This is a genomic window from Pararhizobium sp. P1_E7, assembly GCF_056405855.1.
In genome coordinates, this window is the sequence record NZ_JBFUBH010000014.1 from 19,105 (window position 1) to 39,773 (window position 20,669).

The window sequence follows — 20,669 nt, forward strand, 5'->3', positions numbered from 1 at the left end:
GGTCATGCCTACCCGGGGAAGACGAAAAAGGCACCGATCATGGGTCTGCAGGCTCTTTTTTTCTATCTTTTTTCATTCGTCGCGGTTGCGTCGGCGTTCATGGTGATTTCTGCGCGGAACCCCGTTTATTCCGTGCTGTTCCTGATCCTGACGTTCTTCAACGCGGCCGGCCTGTTTCTGCTGACAGGCGCCGAGTTTCTGGCGATGATCCTGCTGGTCGTCTATATCGGGGCGGTTGCGGTTCTCTTCCTTTTCGTGGTGATGATGCTCGACATCGACTTCACCGAATTGAGGGCAGGGGTGCTTGACTATGCACCGGTCGGGGCGCTGATCGGGCTGGTGCTTGCAGCCGAGCTGATCATCGTGGTCGGCGGCAGCTCATTCTCGCCGGAAATCGCCAAGTCGATCTCGATGCCGATCCCGGCCATCACGGATCGCACCAATACGGCCGCACTCGGCGACGTGCTCTATACGCACTACATCTACTTCTTCCAGATTGCCGGCCTGGTTCTTCTGGTCGCCATGATCGGCGCCATCGTGCTGACACTGCGCCACCGCGAAAACATCAAGCGCCAGGATATTCCCACACAGGTCGCCCGCAAGCCGGAGACCGCCGTCGAGGTGGTCAAGGTGAAGTCGGGGCAGGGCCTTTAAGACGGACGCGAGGTCAAGGAACACATCATGGAAATCGGTATTTCCCACTATCTGACCGTCAGCGCCATCCTGTTCACGCTGGGCGTCTTCGGCATCTTCCTCAACCGGAAGAACGTCATCATCATCCTGATGTCGGTGGAACTCATTCTGCTTGCGGTGAACATCAACATGGTCGCCTTCTCGTCGTTCCTGAACGACATCACCGGCCAGGTGTTCGCCTTGTTCATTCTGACCGTCGCGGCCGCGGAAGCCGCCATCGGTCTTGCAATTCTCGTCGTCTTCTACCGCAACCGCGGCTCCATCGCCGTGGAAGACGTCAACATGATGAAGGGCTGAGCGGCCAATGAATACGATTATTCAAGCCATCGTCTTCCTGCCGCTGATCGGCTTCCTGATCGCGGGTCTGTTCGGCACCTCGATCGGCGCCAAGGCTTCGGAATACGTCACCACCGGCTTCATGATCATCGTCGCGGTCCTGTCCTGGATCGTGTTCTTCAACGTCGCGCTCGGCGAGACGGAGATGATCAAGGTCACCGTGATGCGCTGGATCCAGTCCGGCAGCTTCGATGCCGAATGGGCCTTCCGGGTCGATACGCTGACGGCCGTCATGTTCGTCGTCGTCAACACCGTGTCATGCCTGGTTCACCTCTATTCGATCGGCTACATGCATCACGATCCGAACCGGCCGCGCTTCTTTGCCTATCTGTCGCTGTTTACCTTCGCCATGCTGATGCTGGTGACGTCGGACAATCTCTTGCAGATGTTCTTCGGCTGGGAAGGCGTCGGTCTGGCGTCCTATCTGCTGATCGGCTTCTGGTACAAGAAGCCGTCGGCAAACGCCGCCGCGATCAAGGCCTTCATCGTCAACCGCGTCGGTGACTTCGGTTTCGCACTCGGTATCTTCGGCGTCTTCGTGCTGTTCGGCTCGATCAGTTTCGAGACGATCTTTGCCGCCGCTGCCAGCTACCTGCCGGCCGAAGGCGCTGCCGAAGGTGGCGAGGTCGTCATCAACCTGTTCGGCATGCATCTCGACAAGGCCCATGCGATCACCGGGATCTGCCTGCTGCTGTTCATGGGCGCGATGGGCAAGTCGGCGCAGTTCCTGCTGCACACCTGGCTGCCGGACGCCATGGAAGGCCCGACGCCCGTGTCGGCGCTCATCCACGCCGCGACCATGGTCACGGCCGGCGTCTTCCTCGTCGCCCGCATGTCGCCGCTGTTCGAACTGTCCCACACGGCTCTGATGGTTGTCACCGTCGTCGGTGCGATCACCGCGTTCTTCGCGGCGACCGTCGGTCTCGTCCAGAACGACATCAAGCGCGTCATCGCCTATTCGACCTGCTCGCAGCTCGGCTACATGTTCGTGGCGCTTGGCACCGGCGCCTATGGTGCGGCGATCTTCCACCTGTTCACGCACGCCTTCTTCAAGGCGCTCTTGTTCCTGTGCGCCGGCTCGGTCATCCATGCCGTCGATGGCGAGCAGGACATGCGCTACATGGGCGGCCTGCGTCCGCACATCAAGGTGACCTACTTCATGATGCTGATCGGCACGCTGGCGATCACCGGTGTCGGTATCCCGTTCACACCGGTCGGCTTTGCCGGCTTCTTCTCGAAGGACGTGATCATCGAGGCGGCCTATGCATCGCATTCGGCGGTCGGCGGCTTCGCCTTCACCCTTCTGGTGATCGCCGCGCTGTTCACCAGCTTTTACTCTTGGCGCCTGATGTTCCTCACGTTCTTCGGCAAGCCGCGCGCTTCGCACGAGGTCATGCACCACGTGCACGAATCGCCGCAGGTCATGCTGGTTCCGCTGTACATTCTGGCTCTCGGCGCCGTGGTTGCCGGTTTCCTCGGTGAGGGATATTTCTACGGCCACGAATATGCCGAATTCTGGAAGGGTGCCTTGTTCACCGGACCGGAGAACGAACTGCTCGAGCATTTCCACCACGTTCCGGCATTGGTCGCACTCAGCCCGTTCATCGCCATGATCCTCGGCTTCGTCACCGCCTGGTACATGTACATCCGCTCGCCTGAAACGCCGAAATACCTGGCCGACCAGCATCGCGGTCTCTACCAGTTCCTGCTCAACAAGTGGTACTTCGACGAACTCTACGACTTCCTGTTTGTTCGTCCTGCCAAGCGCCTCGGTACCTTCCTGTGGAAGGAAGGTGACGGCAGGATCATCGACGGCTACGGCCCGAACGGCATTGCCGCCCGGGTCATGGACGTGACGGACCGCGTCGTTCGCCTGCAGACCGGTTACCTCTATCACTACGCTTTCGTGATGCTCATCGGCATCGCGGCGCTCGTTACCTGGATGATGCTCGGGAGCTCCTTCTGATGACCGATTGGCCCATTCTCTCCGCGGTCACCTTCCTGCCGCTGGCCGGTGTTGTGCTTCTGTTTCTGACGCGTGAAGACAGCGCTTCCGGCCGCCGCAATGTCCTGAACATCTCGCTTGTCACGACGATTGCCACATTTCTCCTATCCTGCTGGATCTGGTGGAGCTTCGACAATTCGAACCCTGGCTTCCAGATGGTCGAGAAGCATGCATGGCTTGGTACCGGTATTTCCTACCATCTCGGCGTTGACGGCATTTCAGTGCTGTTCGTCGTGCTCTCGGCATTCCTCATGCCGTTCTGCATTCTGGCGAGCTGGGTCACGATCGAAAAGCGCCTGAAGGCCTACATGATCGCCTTCCTGCTTTTGGAAGTGTTCATGGTCGGCGTCTTCGTGTCGCTCGATATCGTGCTGTTCTACGTCTTCTTCGAAGCGGGCCTCATTCCGATGTTCATCATCATCGGTGTCTGGGGCGGCAAGGATCGCGTCTACGCGTCCTACAAGTTCTTCCTCTACACGCTGCTCGGCTCGGTGCTGATGCTGCTTGCCATCATGGCGATGTACTGGCAGGCCGGCACGACCGATGTCGCCGAACTGCTCGCCTACCAGTTCCCGCGCCAGATGCAGATCTGGTTGTGGCTCGGCTTCTTCGCCTCGTTTGCGGTGAAGATGCCGATGTGGCCGGTGCATACCTGGCTTCCAGACGCGCACGTGCAGGCGCCGACGGCGGGTTCCGTCATCCTGGCAGGCGTTCTCTTGAAGCTCGGCGGCTACGGCTTCCTGCGCTTCTCGCTGCCGATGTTCCCCTTGGCGTCGGAATATTTCGCGCCCTTCGTCTTCACTTTGTCGATCGTCGCAATCATCTACACCTCTCTGGTGGCGATGATGCAGTCCGACATCAAGAAGCTGATCGCCTATTCGTCGGTCGCCCACATGGGCTATGTGACCATGGGTATCTTTGCCGCCAATACGCAGGGCGTGCAGGGGGCGATCTTCCAGATGCTGTCGCACGGCCTCGTTTCCGGCGCGCTCTTCCTTTGCGTCGGCGTGGTCTACGACCGCACCCACACCCGCGAGATCAGCGCCTATGGCGGCCTCGTCAACAACATGCCGAAATATGCGGTTGCCTTCATGGTCTTCACCATGGCCAATGTCGGCCTGCCGGGCACGTCCGGCTTCGTCGGTGAAATCACCGTATTGGTCGGCGCCTTCAGGGCCAACACCTGGGTTGCGTTCTTCGCCACCACCGGCGTCATTCTGTCGGCGTGCTACGCTCTGTGGCTCTACCGCCGCGTGATCTTCGGCACACTGGACAAGGAAAGCCTGAAATCGCTGCTGGATCTCTCCGGCCGTGAAAAGGCGCTGCTCTATCCGCTGATCGTGCTGACCGTCTTCTTCGGCGTCTATCCGGCTCCGGTGTTCGATGCGACGGCAGCCTCGGTGGACGTGCTCATCAACAATTATACTGCGGCCGTGCAGGCAGCGCATGACGTTGCGCTTTCGGCGAACTGACGACAGGACGGGATTGAAATGATTGCTGAAACATTCCTCGCTAGCCTGCACCTGTCGACCCCGGAGCTGATCCTTGCGGTCGGTGCCATGGTGTTGTTGATGATCGGCGTCTTCTCGGGCGAGAAATCGTCCGGACTGGTCACCGGCCTTGCCGTCGTGCTGCTCGCCCTTTCGGGCGTCTGGCTGATCTGGCAGACCGGCGACGGTCAGGCCTATAACGGCGCCTTCCTGTCCGATCCGTTTGCGAGATTCATGAAGGTGCTGACGCTGTTCGGCTCCACGGTGGTGTTGATCATGTCAGCGGGCGAGGCGCGCTCGACCGGCATCGACCGTTTCGAGTTTCCGGTGCTGATCGTGCTGGCGACGCTCGGCATGCTCTTGATGATTTCGGCCAACGACCTGATCTCGGTCTATCTGGCGCTCGAACTGCAGTCGCTGGCGCTCTACGTCGTTGCCGCGATGAACCGCGACAATCTTCGCTCGACGGAAGCGGGCCTGAAGTATTTCGTTCTCGGCGCCCTGTCGTCCGGTATGCTGCTCTATGGCATGTCGCTGGTCTACGGCTTCACCGGTCACACCAGCTTCGAAGGTATTGCCGCGGCGCTGTCGGCGGAAGGCCGCTCGCTTGGCCTGATCTTTGGCCTCGTCTTCATTCTTGCCGGCGTCGCTTTCAAGATTTCGGCTGTTCCGTTCCACATGTGGACGCCGGACGTGTACGAAGGTGCGCCGACACCGGTGACTGCGTTCTTCGCCGCCGCCCCGAAGGTTGCCGCTATGGCGATGCTGATCCGGCTGGTGATCACGCCGTTTGAGTCGATCGTTGCCGACTGGCAGCAGATCGTCGTGTTCATCTCCATTGCCTCGATGCTGCTCGGTTCTTTCGCGGCGATCGGTCAGAAGAACATCAAGCGGCTGATGGCCTATTCGTCGATCGGCCACATGGGCTACGCGCTTGTTGGCCTTGCCAGCGGGTCGATGGCTGGCGTGCGTGGCGTGCTGATCTACATGCTGGTTTATATGGTCATGACGCTCGGCACCTTTGCCTGCATCATGGCGATGAAGCGCAAGGACGGAAATCATGTCGAACAGGTCGATGATCTCGCCGGCCTGTCGCAGACCAATCCGCTCATGGCGACGGTTCTGACGGTGATGATGTTCTCGCTGGCCGGCATTCCGCCGCTGGCAGGCTTCTTTGCCAAGTATTTCGTGTTCATGGCAGCGATCGAAGCGCATCTCTACGCGCTGGCGATCATCGGTGTCCTGGCCTCCGTCGTCGGTGCCTACTACTATCTGCGTGTCATCAAGCTGATGTGGTTCGATGATCCGAAGGGTGAATTTGCACGTCCCTCCGGCGTTCTGCGTCTTGTTTATGGGCTCTCCGGTCTGTTTGTTCTCGCCTATGTACTGATCGGCGGACCGATCGGCACGGCGGCCGAAGTCGCAGCGCGGACCTTCTTTTGACAGGAGAAAACCGGATCGGCCGGGTCTCGCTCGATGACTTCCGCCACACGGCGCTTGCCGATGTCGGATCGACGAACACGGAATGCCTGATCCGGGCGCGCGCGGGTGATCCGGGACTTCACTGGATCACCGCGACGCGGCAGATCTCCGGCCGCGGCCGGCGTGGCCGTAGCTGGGCATCGGAGCCGGGCAATCTCTATGCCTCGCTGCTTCTGATCGATCCGGCGCCGATGGAGAAACTGCAATCGCTGCCGCTGGCCGTCGCTGTCGCTGTGCATCGGGCGATCCAGGCGGTGATGCCGGCGGGTGCAAATCCGGTCACGATCAAATGGCCGAACGATATTCTGATTGCAGGTAAAAAGTGCTGCGGTATCCTGCTGGAAGGCGAGGGACTGCCGGACGGGCATCATGCGCTGGTGATCGGCTGCGGCATCAATGTCGCGCTGGCGCCGGATCATGGGCTCTATCCGGTGACGAGCCTGCATAGGGAAGGCTCCGCCGTTTCGCCGGACGAACTGTTTGCCCATCTGTTTCGCAGCATGGGCGAAGCGTTGAACGTCTGGAATCGTGGCGAAGGCATAGCAGAGATTATTGCACAATGGCGGTCCGCTGCAGGCGGCATCGGCCAGAAGATTACTGTCAACCTGCCGGATCGCTCGCTTTCCGGAAGGTTCGAAGGCATAGATGAAGACGGCCGGCTGATGCTCGATCTCGGGGCAGGCACGGTTCAGCGCATCGCCGCTGGCGATGTATTTTTTGGATAAAACCCCTTTCGGGTGACATAAGGCGCAATCATTCAATGAGCAAACAAGACGAACTCGTCTTCCTGCCGCTGGGCGGAGTTGGGGAAATCGGCATGAACCTGGCCCTTTACGGCTATGGCTCGCCCGCCCACCGCCAGTGGATCATGGTCGATTGCGGCGTGACCTTCCCGGGCCTCGATTTGCCCGGTGTCGATCTGGTGCTGCCCGATATCCGGTTCCTTGCCGAAGAGCGCAAGAACCTGAAGGGCATTATCATCACCCATGCCCATGAAGACCATTACGGTGCGCTGGCCGACCTGTGGCCGGGCCTCAACGTGCCGGTCTATGCCTCGCCCTTTACCGCCGGCATGCTGGAAGCCAAGCGTTCCTACGAGCGCAGCCGCGCCGAAGTGCCGATCACCATTTTCAAGGAAGGCGACCGCATCAATGTCGGGCCTTTCGAAATCGAGGCGGTCGGTGTCAACCATTCGATCCCGGAACCGATGTCGCTGGTCATCCGCACGCCGCTGGGCAATATCGTCCATACCGGTGACTGGAAGATCGATCATGCGCCGTCGCTCGGTCCGTTGACGGACGAGGCGCGGTTCCGCGAGATCGGCGACGAGGGCGTGCTGGCTTTGATGTGCGACAGCACCAATGCGATGCGCGACGGCGTATCGCCGCAGGAAGAAGAGGTTTCAACGAGCCTCACCAAGATCATCCAGGACGCCCCGGGCCGCGTGGCAATCACCACCTTTTCGTCCAATGTCGGCCGCATCCGCTCGATCGCCAAGGCATCGGCCGACGCCGGCCGCGAAGTGCTGCTTCTCGGCAGCTCGATGAAGCGCGTCTGCGATGTCGCCCGCGACGTCGGTCTGATGGAAGGGCTGAACCCGTTCATCGCCGAAGACGAATTCGGCTATATCCCGCGCGACAAGGTCGTGGTGATCCTGACCGGCAGCCAGGGCGAATCCCGCGCCGCGCTCGCCAAGATTTCGCGCGACGAGATGCGCAATGTCGCCCTGACGGCCGGCGATACGGTGGTGTTTTCCTCGCGCGCCATTCCCGGCAACGAGAAGGCGATCAACGATATCAAGAATGGCCTTATCGAGCAGGGCATCCATATCGTCACCGATAGCGAGGCGCTGGTGCATGTCTCCGGCCATCCCCGCCGCAACGAGCTGCAGCAGATGTACCAGTGGACTCGTCCGCAGATACTGGTGCCCGTGCACGGTGAAGCCGCGCATCTGACGGCGCAGACCGAGCTTGGCCTGCAATCCGGCATCAAGACCGTTCCGCGCGTGCGCAATGGCGATATCCTGCGGCTTGCGCCGGGGCCTGCAACGGTGATTGGCACCGCGCCGCATGGTCGCATCTACAAGGATGGCGGCCTGATCGGCGACTTCGAGGAAATGGGCATCGGTGAACGTCGCAAGCTGTCCTTCGCCGGCCATGTCTCCGTCAACGTCATTCTCGACGCGCGCTACGATTTCGCCGCCGATCCGATCGTCGTTCCGATCGGCCTGCCGGAATTCGATGACGAGGGCGAAGACATGAACGACACGCTGTATGATGCGGTCCTCGGCGCCGTCGAAAGCATCCCGCGCGGCAAGCGCAAGGATATCGCCATGGTGACGGAAGCGGTGCGCCGCGCCATCCGTGGTACGGCCAACGAGGTCTGGGGCAAGAAGCCGGTCGTCACCGTATTCATCAACAAGCTCTGACAGCAAGGAACGCGGATCCAAATGCTTGGACGTGTCAACCATATCGCGCTTGCCGTGCCGAACCTTGTTGAGGCGGTCGAGCGGTACCGGTCGGTGCTCGGGGTCTTAGTGACGGAGCCCGAAGCGCTGCCGGAGCACGGCGTCAGCGTGGTTTTCGTCACACTTGCAAATACCAAGGTCGAGTTGCTGGAACCGCTTGGCACGGATTCTCCGATCGCGGCTTTCCTTGCCAAAAACCCGGCTGGCGGCATGCATCATATCTGCTACGAGGTCGAGGATATCCTGGCCGCGCGCGACAGTCTCGTTGCTGCCGGGGGCAGGGTGCTTGGCGATGGCAATCCGAAGATTGGCGCGCACGGCAAGCCTGTGCTGTTTCTTCACCCGAAGGATTTCTTCGGCACGCTGATCGAGCTCGAGCAGGTATAGAGCCGGGCAAGTGTAAACGCGGGCAGGTGTGACAGAACGGCGCGAGCCCGGTATTTGCCGGGCGGAGTATTTGTCGGGCAAGGGCGAAGGCGCTATAACAGCGCATGATGTAAAAGGGAGACGTGCCTCTCCCTTCGCAATGAGAGACCACAATGCCGATCTTTTCCACCTTCGCGATCTACTTCATCATCTGGTGGTTGGCGCTGTTCATTGTCCTGCCGATCGGCTTGCGAACGCAGGCTGAGGAGAATGAGGTCGTGCCGGGCAGTGTCGAAAGTGCACCCGCGCGCTTTCGCGCACTCCGGGTCTTTCTGATGACCTCGGTGCTTGCCGCCGTGATCCACGGCGCGTGGTACATTCTTTCCGTCCGTCTGGGTTACGGCCTGGATGCAATCCCGCAATTTGCTCCGAAGTTCTATTGAGGGTGAATGACGGGCGTTGCTGTGGCGGCTGTGACGGGCCACTTACGCAGATGTACATTTATCGTGGTAGTGAGTGCGCCACAGAATTGACACCGTCGAAGCAGTGTTCACATCCAATTTGATTTCGCGACTGTATAAAAGTCAAAAAAAAACAAGGCCAGAAGCCTTGTTCTTTAAAGTATCGCGTGATCCTTATCCGTTACCGGTGGCTGCGTGTAACCGCGCCTAAGATCTTATCCTCCCAAGACTTGACCGCGAAATCGACAAGAATTTAATCTCCCTGCCTCTTTTGTGGGCCAAAACTAGCTTAAACATTATGCGTTGTCATCCGATTTTTTTGCATTTTTGCGACACTCTAATAAATTTTCCCCGTTGACAACTTCTGTCAAAATCCTGTTACTACCGTGCCTTTTTGCCGCAGGTATTTTTGTTTTTCCTGCCTTGAAATCCTTTGTCTCGCAACGTTCGGGACCGTCGAAGATGACGGGTTTTCTTCCTGCCGCGAAGCGTCTATGAACGCGTGAGCGCGGTGCATCCTTCTTGTGGAATCAGCTGACCGGATCGTCGCGGCAACAGTCAAACGGCAGTGTCCGGTTTGCGCGCAAAGCAAGCGTAGACGGCCTGAAAGCTCAACGTTATTTCGCCCGATTCCAAAGATAGTGCGAAATGCTTCTAAGTTCTGGAACCCATTCATGCGTCTGTCCCGCTTTTTCATGCCGATTCTGAAGGAAACCCCGAAGGAAGCGGAGATTGTTTCGCACCGGCTGATGCTGCGTGCCGGCATGGTGCGCCAGCAATCGGCCGGCATTTATACATGGCTGCCGCTCGGCAAGCGGGTTCTCGACAAGGTTACCAAGATCATCCGCGAAGAACAAAACCGCGCCGGCGCCGTTGAACTTTTGATGCCGACGCTGCAATCGGCCGAACTCTGGCAGGAAAGCGGCCGCTACGACGCCTATGGCGACGAAATGCTGCGGATCAAGGATCGCAACAAGCGCGACATGCTGTATGGGCCGACCAACGAGGAAATGATAACGGACGTGTTCCGCTCCTACGTCAAGTCCTACAAGGATCTGCCGCTCAATCTCTATCATATCCAGCTGAAGTTTCGTGACGAACGCCGCCCGCGTTTCGGCACCATGCGCTCGCGCGAATTCCTGATGAAGGATGCCTATTCCTTCRATCTTGACCGCGAAGGGGCCGTGGATTCCTATAACCGCATGTTCGCCGCATACCTGCGCACCTTTTCGCGGCTCGGCCTGCGCGCCATTCCGATGCGGGCCGATACCGGCCCGATCGGCGGCGATCTCAGCCATGAATTCATCATTCTCGCCGACACCGGTGAATCGGAAGTCTTCTGCCACAAGGACTTCCTCGACTTCGACATTCCGGCCGACGACACCGATTTCTGGGACGCGGCAGCGATGAAGGCGATCTTCGACAAGTGGACGTCGCTCTACGCCGCCACCTCGGAGATGCATGACGAGGCGGCCTTCAATGCCATCGGCGATTCCTCGAAAGTTTCGGCGCGCGGCATCGAGGTCGGGCACATCTTCTATTTCGGCACCAAGTACTCCGAAGCCATGGGTGCCAAGGTTCAGGGCCCGGACGGCAAGGAGCACACGGTGCACATGGGCTCCTACGGCATCGGCCCGACCCGTCTGGTTCCGGCCATCATCGAAGCCTCGCACGACGAGAACGGCATCATTTGGCCGGCCTCGATCGCGCCGTTCGACGCGGTTGTGATCAACATGAAATCCGGCGACGAAGCCTGCGACGCGGCGTGCGAAACCATCTATGCTGCGCTCAACAACGCAGGATTCGATACGCTGTACGACGACAAGGACGACCGCGCCGGCACCAAGTTTGCGACCGCTGACCTGATTGGTGTACCGCTCCAGATCATTGCCGGTCCGCGCTCGGTCGCCAATGGCGAGGTCGAGCTGAAGGACCGCAAGACCGGCGCCCGCGAAACATTGACGATCGAGGCTGCCATCAACAAGCTGACCGCCTCGAAATAAGGGACCAAGGAATGAGCGCTGCGACGCTAGAACAGGAAAAGGCAGCGACCGCCCAGGCGCCGTCGAGCCGTCCGTTTTCCACATTCGAGCGCATGGTGGCCTGGCGCTATCTGCGTTCGCGCCGCAAGGAAGCGTTCATTTCGGTGATCGCCGGCTTCTCCTTCATCGGCATCATGCTCGGTGTCGCCACGCTGATCATCGTCATGGCTGTCATGAACGGTTTTCGCACCGAGCTGATCTCGCGCATTCTCGGCATCAACGGCCATATGATCGTCCAGCCGCTCGATGGGCCGCTGGATAACTATGCCGACCTTGCGACGAAGTTTTCCGGCGTCAAGGGCGTGACCATGGCGATCCCGATGATCGAAGGCCAGACCCTGGCCTCCGGTCCGGGCGGCGCCGGAACCGGCGCGCTGGTCCGCGGCGTGCGTGCCGACGATCTCGTCAAGATGAAGTCGATTTCCGATCATATCCAGTCCGGCGATCTCGTCGGTTATACCGCCGGAACCGGCGTGGCGATCGGCTCACGCATGGCTCAGCAGCTGGGGATCACCGCCGGCGGTACGATCACGCTGGTGGCGCCGGAAGGCGACATCACGCCGATGGGCGTCAATCCGCGCGTCAAATCCTATACCGTCTCGGCGATCTTCGAGATCGGCATGTCGGAATATGATGCCTCGATCATCTTCATGCCGCTGGAAGAAGCGCAGCTCTATTTCAATGCCGAGGGCATAGCCCAGTCGATCGAGCTGTTCGTCACCGACCCGGATCTGGTCGATGATCTGCGCCAGCCGATCGAGGACGCAGCCGGCCGCCAGGTGCTGATCAGCGACTGGCGCGACCGCAACAAGACCTTCTTTTCGGCTCTTCAGGTCGAGCGCAACGTCATGTTCATGATCCTGACGCTGATTGTTCTGGTGGCGGCGCTCAACATCGTCTCGGGCCTGATCATGCTGGTGAAGGACAAGGGCAGCGACATCGCCATCCTGCGCACCATGGGGGCGTCATCCGGCGCCATCATGCGGATATTCTTCATGACCGGTGCGGCGATCGGCATTGTCGGCACCTTTGCGGGCGTATTGCTCGGGGTGATTGTCTGCCTCAACGTCGAGTCCATCCGCCAGTTCTTTTCCTGGATTTCGGGCACGGCGCTGTTCAATCCCGAACTCTACTTCCTAAGCCAGCTTCCGGCCGATATGAACCTGGGCGAAACCACTTCGGTTGTCCTCATGGCCATCGGCCTTTCCTTTCTCGCCACGATCTTTCCGGCCTGGCGCGCCTCGCGCCTCGATCCGGTTCAGGCTCTGCGCTACGAATAATTAGGGATTACAGACACGATGAATGCGCGCGTGGCATTGCAGCTTTCCGGCGTCGAACGTCATTACAGCCAGGGCGACGAAACCCTGTCGATCCTCAAGGGCGCTGATTTTTCGCTGTATGGCGGGCAGACAGTCGCGCTTGTGGCGCCGTCTGGCACCGGCAAGTCGACGCTGTTGCATCTGGCCGGCCTGCTGGAACGTCCTGACGGGGGCGAAGTGCTGATCAATGGCCAGTCCTGCGGCACGCTCGGAGACGAGCAGCGCACCGCCATCCGCCGCAACGACATCGGCTTCGTCTACCAGTTCCATCATCTTCTGCCGGAATTCACGGCGATCGAGAACATCATGATGCCGCAGCTGATCGCCGGTCTCAACAAGGCCGAGGCCCGCGAGCGTGCAGCGGCACTTCTCGACTATATGCGTATCGGCCACCGCGCCGAACACCGCCCGTCGGAGCTTTCCGGCGGTGAACAGCAGCGTGTTGCCATCGCCCGTGCCGTCGCCAATGCCCCGCTGGTGCTGCTGGCCGACGAGCCGACCGGCAACCTCGATCCGGAAACCGCTGGCTACGTCTTCGAGGCGCTCGAAGCATTGGTGCGCCAGTCCGGTCTCGCGGCCATGATCGCCACGCACAATTACGAGCTGGCCTCGCGCATGGACCGCCGCGTCACCATCGAGGACGGCAAGGTCGTCGAGCTTTAACGGCTACCTCTGACAGCTGCCGCCCCGACACGGATTCGGGGGCCGGCAGCGGGGTTACTCGATACCGCAAACCGTCTGCCCGCGATCGTCGGACCAATCATTCAAAAGCACGATTTCGCCCTTCGTGGCGACGGGCTTGCCGTTGCTCTTTCCCTTGCCGGTCAGCACGTTGAAATCGCAATCCGTGGTATTGTCGAGGTCCAGCGTGTCGTAGGACGTGTAGGTATAGCCGGCCACGACGAAATCGAAATTCCGATAGGCGATCGTCAGCTTCTGCTCCCAGCGATTGCGGCCAATCGAATCATTGTGGGTGGTGATCAGGATCGAGCCGTTGGCAAGGGCGGTGATCGATGGCGCCCGCCCGGACATGATCAGATCTCCCCAGACCTTGTTCAGCACCACGGTCTTCAGTTTCAGCCGGTCGGTGTCGCCGTCGTTGAGATAGATGTAGACGGCATGGTCCTCACCGCTGCCCTCTGGCGGCGCCACCAGCATCGCAAGATCTGAACTGCCGTCCTTGTCCCAATCGCCGGTCGCGGCAAAGGTGATGCGGTCAGGGTCTATGGCGTCTGCTGCCTGCGCCACAGTGGCAGACAGGCTGATGAGTGCCGTCATCACGGCCATCGATATTTTCATGATTTCATCCCCCGATTTTCACCCGGGCGCAGAGTAGTTGGCCGCCCGGCCTGCGTCCAGAGGTCAGGTTTCTTGAGTGAAGCCCGAAGTGAAAAGTGTTTACCATTCCGGTCCTTCCCGGCACCGAGAGTGGCAGTTCCTGCTTGACGCGTGAACGTAAATAGAACAATATGAGAACATAACGGAAAAAGGAGCCAACCAATGACTGATTTCATTCGTGACCTCGCCGCGTTGACCTCCATCGCCATGTTCATCGCCAGCTTTTCAATCATTGTCATCGGGATGTGAAACAGCCTCTCGCCAGCAGCAATTCCACACGAACGCACTGCCGCGCGGCATCCGGATCGGACCGGCTGTGGACAAGCTGGGCGCGGCTTGAAAATGCGGCCCTTCGGCCGATGAAAACTGGACATCTGCGAACGGAAACAGGATATCCTGCGGCCCTCACGGGAATCGGGGTGTGCCATGGCAGATGCGGTAAACGACAAGCGGCAGGCTGGCGGCGCTTCGGGTGATACGTCTCCGCAGTTTGTTCATCTTCGCGTTCATTCTGCCTTTTCGCTGCTTGAAGGCGCTCTGCCGATCAAGAAAATCATCGGCAAGGCCGTGGCGGACAGCCAGCCGGCGATTGGGATAGCCGATACCAACAACCTGTTTGCCGCGCTCGAATTCTCGCAGAAATGCATGGACGATGGTCTGCAGCCCTTGATCGGCTGCCAGCTGTCCATCGACATGGAGGACGAAGGCGAGGGCGAGAAACGCGGCCACGCCCAGCATCTGGCCAAGCTTCCGGCAATCGTTTTGATTGCTGCGACGGACGAAGGCTATGTCCGCCTCGTCGATATCGTCAGCCGCGCCTACCTGGACGGCGAAGGCAATCAGTCGGTTCGTATCGCTTTGTCTTGGCTGCAGGAGGGCGGAGCGAATGGTCTGATCGCCCTGACCGGTGCCTCCGGCGGGCCTGTCGACATGGCCTTGAAATCCGGGCATCCGGGAGTGGCCGAAACGCGGCTGAAAGCGCTTGCCGCGGTCTTCGGCGACCGGCTCTATGTCGAGCTTCAACGCCATGGCAAATATGACCGCCGCCACGAAAACCGGGTTGTCGATCTCGCCTACAAGCTTGAACTACCGATCGTGGCAACCAACGAGCCGTTCTTCCCGTCACCGGCCGAATTCGAGGCGCATGATGCGCTGATGGCCGTGGCGCACAATGCCATGGTGTCCGACGACTCGCGCTTCCGCCTGACGCCCGATCATTACCTGAAGAGCCGCAAGGACATGGCGGCTTTGTTTGCCGACCTGCCGGAGGCGCTGGACAACACCATCGAGATCGCCAAGCGCTGCTCTTTCGTCCTGAAGACGCGCGGGCCGATCCTGCCGCGCTTTACCGGCGCATCGGATGATCCGAAGGAAGCCGAGCGCGCCGAGGAGCTCGAGCTGCGCCGCCAGGCCGTCGAGGGGCTCGAAGACCGGATGCAGAAGCTCGGGCTTTCGCCGGGCTACACCGAAACCGACTATCGCGAGCGGCTCGATTTCGAGCTCTCGGTCATCGAGAAGATGAAGTTTCCGGGCTACTTCCTGATCGTTGCCGACTTCATCAAATGGGCAAAGCTGCAGGACATTCCGGTGGGGCCGGGCCGCGGTTCGGGGGCTGGCTCGCTGGTTGCCTACGCGTTGACCATCACCGACGTGGATCCCTTGCGCTTCTCGCTGCTGTTCGAACGCTTCCTCAACCCGGACCGCGTCTCGATGCCCGACTTCGACATCGACTTCTGCCAGGACAGGCGCGAGGAGGTCATCCGCTACGTCCAGCGTAAATATGGCCGCGAACAGGTGGCGCAGATCATCACCTTCGGATCGCTGCAGGCGCGCGCCGCCCTGCGCGACGTTGGGCGCGTGCTGGAAATGCCCTATGGCCAGGTCGACAAGATCTGCAAGCTGGTGCCGAACAATCCGGCCAACCCGACGCCGTTGTCGAAGGCGATCGAGGAGGAGCCGCGCTTCCAGGAAGAAGTCGACAAGGAGCCGGTGATCGGCCGCCTGCTCGATATCGCCCAGAAGATCGAGGGGCTCTACCGTCACGCCTCGACCCACGCCGCCGGCATCGTCATCGGCGACCGGCCGCTGTCGCAGCTGGTGCCGATGTACCGCGATCCGCGCTCCGACATGCCGGTCACCCAGTTCAACATGAAATGGGTCGAGCAGGCCGGGCTCGTCAAGTTCGACTTCCTCGGCCTGAAGACGCTGACCGTGCTGAAGGTCGCCGTCGATTTCATCAGGAAGCGCAACATCGAGGTCAAGCTCGAGGCGTTGCCGCTCGATGACCAGACGACCTACGAGATGCTGTCGAAGGGCGACACGGTCGGCGTGTTCCAGGTGGAAAGTGCCGGCATGCGCAAGGCTCTGATCGGCATGCGCCCGGACTGTATCGAGGACATTATCGCGCTGGTGGCGCTCTATCGTCCCGGCCCGATGGAGAACATCCCGGTCTACAACGCCCGCAAGCACGGCGAGGAGGAGATCGAATCGATCCATCCGAAGATCGATTACCTCTTGAAGGAAACCCAGGGCGTTATCGTTTACCAGGAGCAGGTGATGCAGATCGCCCAGGTTCTGTCGGGCTATTCGCTCGGCGAAGCCGATCTTCTGCGCCGCGCCATGGGTAAGAAGATCAAGGAGGAAATGGACAAGCAGCGCGCCCGCTTCGTCACGGGCGCGGTCGATAACGGCGTATCGAAGCCGCAGTCCGACCTGATCTTCGATCTGCTCGCCAAATTCGCCAATTACGGCTTCAACAAGTCCCACGCTGCCGCCTACGCCATCGTCTCCTACCAGACCGCCTATCTGAAGGCCCATTTTCCGGTCGAGTTTCTCGCCGCGTCGATGACGCTCGACATGTCGAATACCGACAAGATCAACGATTTCCGCCAGGACGCCAAGCGGCTCGGCATCGAGGTCATCCCGCCATCGGTCCAGACCTCGTTCCGGCGTTTCGAGACCGGCGACAACCGCATCTACTATTCGCTGGCAGCCATCAAGGGCGTCGGCGAAGCGGCGGTCGATCACATCGTCGATGTACGCGGTGACGAACCCTTCGCCAATCTCGAGGATTTTTGCCTGAGGATCGATCCGAAGCTGTGCAATCGCCGGGTGTTTGAAAGCCTGATCTGCGCCGGTGCCTTCGATTGCTTCGGCTATGACCGGGCCGAACTGGTGGGCGGGCTCGACCGCATTCTCGGTTTCGCGCAGATCGCCCAGGCCAACAAGATCAGCGGTCAAAGCGACATGTTCGGCGCTGGTGCTGCGACCGGTCCGGAAAGGATCAGTCTGCCGCCCTATTCGCCCTGGCTGGCGTCCGAGAAGCTGCACCGTGAATTTCAGGTTCTGGGCTTCTATCAGTCCGCCCATCCGCTCGACACCTATAACGAGCTCTTGAACAAAATCCGCGTTCAGACATTTGCCGATTTCGCCGCGTCCGTGAAAAAGGGTGCGGCGGCCGGGCGTCTGGCGGGAACGGTCACCTCCAAGCAGGAGCGCAAGACCCGCACCGGTAACAAGATGGGAATCATCGCCTTTTCCGATTCGACCGGCCAGTTCGAAGCCGTTTTGTTTTCAGAAGCGCTCAACCAGTACCGCGACCTTTTGGAGCCCGGCAAATCGCTGGTCATGACGGTGCAGGCGGAGGAACGGCCGGAGGGCATCGGGCTGCGCATCCAGACGCTACAATCGCTGGAAGAACGGTCGCTGCAGATGCAGAAGGCGCTGCGCGTCTATGTCCGCGACAGCGGCCCGTTGCGTTCCGTCGCGAGCCATCTGAACACGCGTGGCGATGGCCTGGTGTCGTTCATCGTCATCAAGGATAACGGTCAGCGCGAGATCGAGGTGGAGCTGAACGAGAAGTATCGCATCTCGCCCGAGATTGCCGCAGCGCTTCGAACAGCGCCCGGCGTCATTGACGTGGAGCTCGTCTGAAGGTGCGGCTTTGCGGCCCAGGAGTTATGCAACAAACTTAAAATGCTACAGCGACTTTTGCGCATCATGAATGACGCGCGACGCGGCAGATCGGGTGCGGGTGATCGTCACGAAATCGGTGCCGGTGCCCGTTTCCTGGCCGAGGCCCATGTCGGAAATGGTCAGCGACGAGCCTTCGGCAAGCAGCGCCTCGATCCGCTGGCGGGCGTCATCGGGTATTTTGATGCGGCTCAACGTGCGCTGAGCGCTATTGAAGGCCGTCGGGTCTTCCTCGACGGTGATGCCAAGGCGCTTTTTCATCGGCCCGGATAATGCGTTGTCGAGCGTCATGACGAACCATTCGCCCTTGCCGGTGGAGGCGTCGATATCCTGGAACTGGAAGAAATGCGTGCCGAGCGCGATCTCCGGCCCGTCGATCACCACGGGTGTTTCGAACAGCGGCTCGAAGTCGCGGCGAACGAGCAACTGGCCGTTCGGCGGTTTGCCCTTGCCCGCCTTGGCGTAGAGCGCTTCCATGAACGCCGGTGTCATCTTTCCATCGACGCTTATTTTTTCCGCTGTCTGAAAAGCCTTGATGGCGTCGGTGGTCTGCACGCCGGCATATCCGTCGGCAAAACCGGCGGCATAGCCGAGTTCGTTGAGCAGGCTCTGGATATCAAGGGTAATCTCACGCGTGCCGCGATGGGTGATCAGCATCCGGATCGGTGGTTCGCCTTTCGTCTCGGTGGCCGCCGGTTTTTCCGGAGCGGGCTCGATCGTGGCCACTTCGACGGACTGGGTGTGAACTTGTGAAACACTCGGCCGCAATGTCGCATCCGAAAGCAGCGCCGGTTCCTCCACCTTGGGCTGGAACAGGAACGGGTCGGAGATCGCAACGGGCGTCAGCTGGCGATCGGAGATCAGCACATGCAGGCCGCGGCCGGTCATCTTGAACAGCTGCTTGGCAAAGGCGTCCGGCATCCGCACGCAGCCGTGGGACGCCGGATAGCTCGGAACATGATTGGAGGCGTGCAGTGCGATGCCCGACCATGTCAGCCTCTGCATGAAGGGCATCGGCGCGTTCGAATAGATGTTCGACTTGTGAAAGCGGCGTTTTTCCAGAATGGAGAAAATGCCTGTCGGCGTCGAGTGACCGGCTTTGCCGGTCGAGACGTTCGAGGTGGCAACCACGGTATTGCCGTCATAGACCACCAGCGATTGCTGGTCCCTGGAAACGACGATCTGCAGGGGAGCCTGCTCGCTGCCCGCCAGCGCTGTACTGGCAGACAAGGCAAGGGCGAAGCCGAGACCAAATGCAAGACGCAAAACCATGAAGAACATCCGGACGCAGGAAACAGGGGAGCAGCCTAGCCGGAGAGACTTAAGGAAACTTTGCCGTTGTGGTGGAACACGGGAATGTGAAGCCGGCTACGTCTTCCGGCCCTTGCCGAACGTGTAACCGGTCTCGACGGTTGCCTTGCCGAACTTGTCGCGCAGCGCATTGATTGCTGCTTCAGCCGCCGCGCGCCGCGTTGCCTGCGCATCGACGAGATCGGGCGGATCGGCAAGGTCGGGATTGGAAAGGTCGCACACACCGATGCCGATCAGGCGGAATTTCGTGCCGTCGGTTTCCTTGTCGAGAAGCTGCATGCCGGTGCGGAAGATGCGGTCGGCAAGCCGGGTCGGGCTGTCGAGGTGGCGGTTGCGCGTCCGGCTCTTGAAGTCGGCGGTCTTCAGCTTGAGCACCACCGTCTGCCCGGCGATGTCGGCCTTGCGCAGCCGGTGCGCCACCTGTTCGCTCAACCGGCGCAGGTGCGTGACCAGATCGTCGTAGTCGCACAGATCGTCATTGAAGGTGGTTTCCGAAGAAACGCTCTTGGCTTCTCCATCGATATCGACCGTGCGCTGGTCCTGGCCGCGCGATAGCCGGTAGAGGCGCTGGCCCATCGTGCCATAGCGCTTCATCAGGTCCGTTTCCTCCATCGTCTGCAGCTGGCCTATCGTGCGGATGCCGTCACGCTCCAGGGCCGCTGCAAAGGTCTTGCCGACGCCCCAGATCAGCGTGACCGGTCTGTCTTTCAGAAAGTCCAGCGCTTCGGCCGCCCCGATGACGGAAAAGCCGCGTGGCTTCTGCAGGTCGGAGGCGACCTTGGCGAGGAACTTGCAATAGGACAGGCCGACCGAAACGGTGATGCCGATTTCCTGTTCGATCCGCCGCGCGAACTTTGCCAGCGTCAGGGCCGGGGGAGCGTGGTGCAAGCGCTCGGTTCCCTTCAGCTCCAGAAATGCCTCGTCGATCGAAAGCGGCTGAACCAGCGGTGTCAGCTCCTGCATGAGCGTGCGCACCTGGCGGCCGACCCGCGCATATTTCTCCATGTCCGGTTTGATGACGATTGCCTGTGGACAGGCTTCCAGCGCTTTGAACATCGGCATTGCGGAGCGAACGCCGTGGATGCGGGCGATATAGCAGGCGGTGGACACAACCCCGCGCTTGCCGCCGCCAATGATCACCGGCTTGTCGGCCAGTTCCGGATTGTCACGTTTTTCGACCGACGCATAGAAGGCATCGCAGTCGATATGCGCGAGCGTCAGCTGATAGAGCTCGGCGTGGTAGAGCACACGCGGGCTGCCGCAGGCCCGGCAACGGCGAATGCCGGCCGGCTGGCCCGTCAGGCAGTCCCGGCAAAATCCTGGAAATTGCTGCGCGTTTGTTTGCATCGATCGGAACAAAAGTTGAACATTTTGACGATACGCCCTA

Annotated in this window: 16 protein-coding genes; 13 read left to right on the forward strand and 3 right to left on the reverse strand. The window is 60.2% G+C overall.

What is annotated here, in order from left to right:
• The first annotated feature begins 39 nt into the window (after positions 1–39).
• The 12 genes from AC1D17_RS15480 (at position 40) to AC1D17_RS15535 (ending at position 13,324) form a co-directional block, all read left to right on the forward strand.
• Positions 40–654 carry an NADH-quinone oxidoreductase subunit J gene (locus tag AC1D17_RS15480; RefSeq protein WP_264219193.1) on the forward strand — a complete coding sequence of 205 codons (615 nt, stop codon included), beginning with the start codon at positions 40–42 and terminating at the stop codon, positions 652–654.
• A 27-nt stretch (positions 655–681) separates the two neighbouring features.
• On the forward strand, positions 682–990 hold the full coding sequence (gene nuoK, locus AC1D17_RS15485; RefSeq protein WP_037169335.1) for an NADH-quinone oxidoreductase subunit NuoK: 309 nt from the start codon (positions 682–684) through the stop codon (positions 988–990).
• A 7-nt stretch (positions 991–997) separates the two neighbouring features.
• Positions 998–2,995, forward strand: coding sequence for an NADH-quinone oxidoreductase subunit L (gene nuoL / locus AC1D17_RS15490; RefSeq protein WP_477566273.1), 1,998 nt, complete (start codon positions 998–1,000; stop codon positions 2,993–2,995).
• Complete coding sequence (locus tag AC1D17_RS15495) at positions 2,995–4,506, forward strand: NADH-quinone oxidoreductase subunit M (RefSeq protein ID WP_477566274.1); 1,512 nt, start codon at positions 2,995–2,997, stop codon at positions 4,504–4,506. The genes nuoL and AC1D17_RS15495 overlap by 1 nt, the downstream gene beginning before the upstream one ends.
• Before the next feature lie 18 nt (positions 4,507–4,524).
• Positions 4,525–5,967: an NADH-quinone oxidoreductase subunit NuoN gene (gene nuoN, locus AC1D17_RS15500; protein ID WP_477566275.1), complete on the forward strand. Its 1,443-nt coding sequence runs from the start codon at positions 4,525–4,527 to the stop codon at positions 5,965–5,967.
• The gene (locus tag AC1D17_RS15505; RefSeq protein WP_477566276.1) at positions 5,964–6,731 is read left to right on the forward strand and encodes a biotin--[acetyl-CoA-carboxylase] ligase; all 768 of its coding nucleotides are present in this window, start codon (positions 5,964–5,966) and stop codon (positions 6,729–6,731) included. The genes nuoN and AC1D17_RS15505 overlap by 4 nt, the downstream gene beginning before the upstream one ends.
• Before the next feature lie 35 nt (positions 6,732–6,766).
• A complete protein-coding gene (locus tag AC1D17_RS15510; protein WP_477566277.1) occupies positions 6,767–8,434 on the forward strand; it encodes a ribonuclease J in 1,668 nt (555 codons plus the stop codon).
• 21 nt (positions 8,435–8,455) lie between these two features.
• Entirely contained in the window at positions 8,456–8,860 is a 405-nt protein-coding gene (gene mce / locus AC1D17_RS15515; protein ID WP_477566278.1) for a methylmalonyl-CoA epimerase, read from the forward strand.
• Positions 8,861–9,012: 152 nt separating this feature from the next.
• Positions 9,013–9,282, forward strand: a complete 270-nt coding sequence (locus tag AC1D17_RS15520) for a DUF1467 family protein (protein ID WP_477566279.1) — start codon at positions 9,013–9,015, stop codon at positions 9,280–9,282.
• A gap of 692 nt (positions 9,283–9,974) precedes the next feature.
• Positions 9,975–11,303, forward strand: a complete 1,329-nt coding sequence (gene proS, locus AC1D17_RS15525; protein ID WP_477566280.1) for a proline--tRNA ligase — start codon at positions 9,975–9,977, stop codon at positions 11,301–11,303.
• 11 nt (positions 11,304–11,314) lie between these two features.
• A complete protein-coding gene (locus tag AC1D17_RS15530; RefSeq protein WP_477566281.1) occupies positions 11,315–12,622 on the forward strand; it encodes a lipoprotein-releasing ABC transporter permease subunit in 1,308 nt (435 codons plus the stop codon).
• Positions 12,623–12,640: 18 nt separating this feature from the next.
• Positions 12,641–13,324 carry an ABC transporter ATP-binding protein gene (locus AC1D17_RS15535; RefSeq protein ID WP_264219183.1) on the forward strand — a complete coding sequence of 228 codons (684 nt, stop codon included), beginning with the start codon at positions 12,641–12,643 and terminating at the stop codon, positions 13,322–13,324.
• 54 nt (positions 13,325–13,378) lie between these two features.
• Here AC1D17_RS15535 and AC1D17_RS15540 read toward each other — a convergent pair whose 3' ends face one another.
• The gene (locus tag AC1D17_RS15540; protein ID WP_477566282.1) at positions 13,379–13,960 is read right to left on the reverse strand and encodes a hypothetical protein; all 582 of its coding nucleotides are present in this window, start codon (positions 13,958–13,960) and stop codon (positions 13,379–13,381) included.
• A gap of 465 nt (positions 13,961–14,425) precedes the next feature.
• Between AC1D17_RS15540 and dnaE the strand changes: the two genes are divergently transcribed.
• The gene (dnaE, locus tag AC1D17_RS15545; protein WP_477566283.1) at positions 14,426–17,932 is read left to right on the forward strand and encodes a DNA polymerase III subunit alpha; all 3,507 of its coding nucleotides are present in this window, start codon (positions 14,426–14,428) and stop codon (positions 17,930–17,932) included.
• A gap of 45 nt (positions 17,933–17,977) precedes the next feature.
• On the opposite strand, the gene AC1D17_RS15550 is transcribed toward dnaE, so the two are convergent.
• Together AC1D17_RS15550 and AC1D17_RS15555 are read right to left on the reverse strand one after the other, a co-directional pair.
• Entirely contained in the window at positions 17,978–19,237 is a 1,260-nt protein-coding gene (locus tag AC1D17_RS15550) for a L,D-transpeptidase family protein (RefSeq protein ID WP_477566330.1), read from the reverse strand.
• 102 nt (positions 19,238–19,339) lie between these two features.
• Positions 19,340–20,629: a DNA polymerase IV gene (locus AC1D17_RS15555; RefSeq protein ID WP_477566284.1), complete on the reverse strand. Its 1,290-nt coding sequence runs from the start codon at positions 20,627–20,629 to the stop codon at positions 19,340–19,342.
• Positions 20,630–20,669 lie beyond the last annotated feature (40 nt).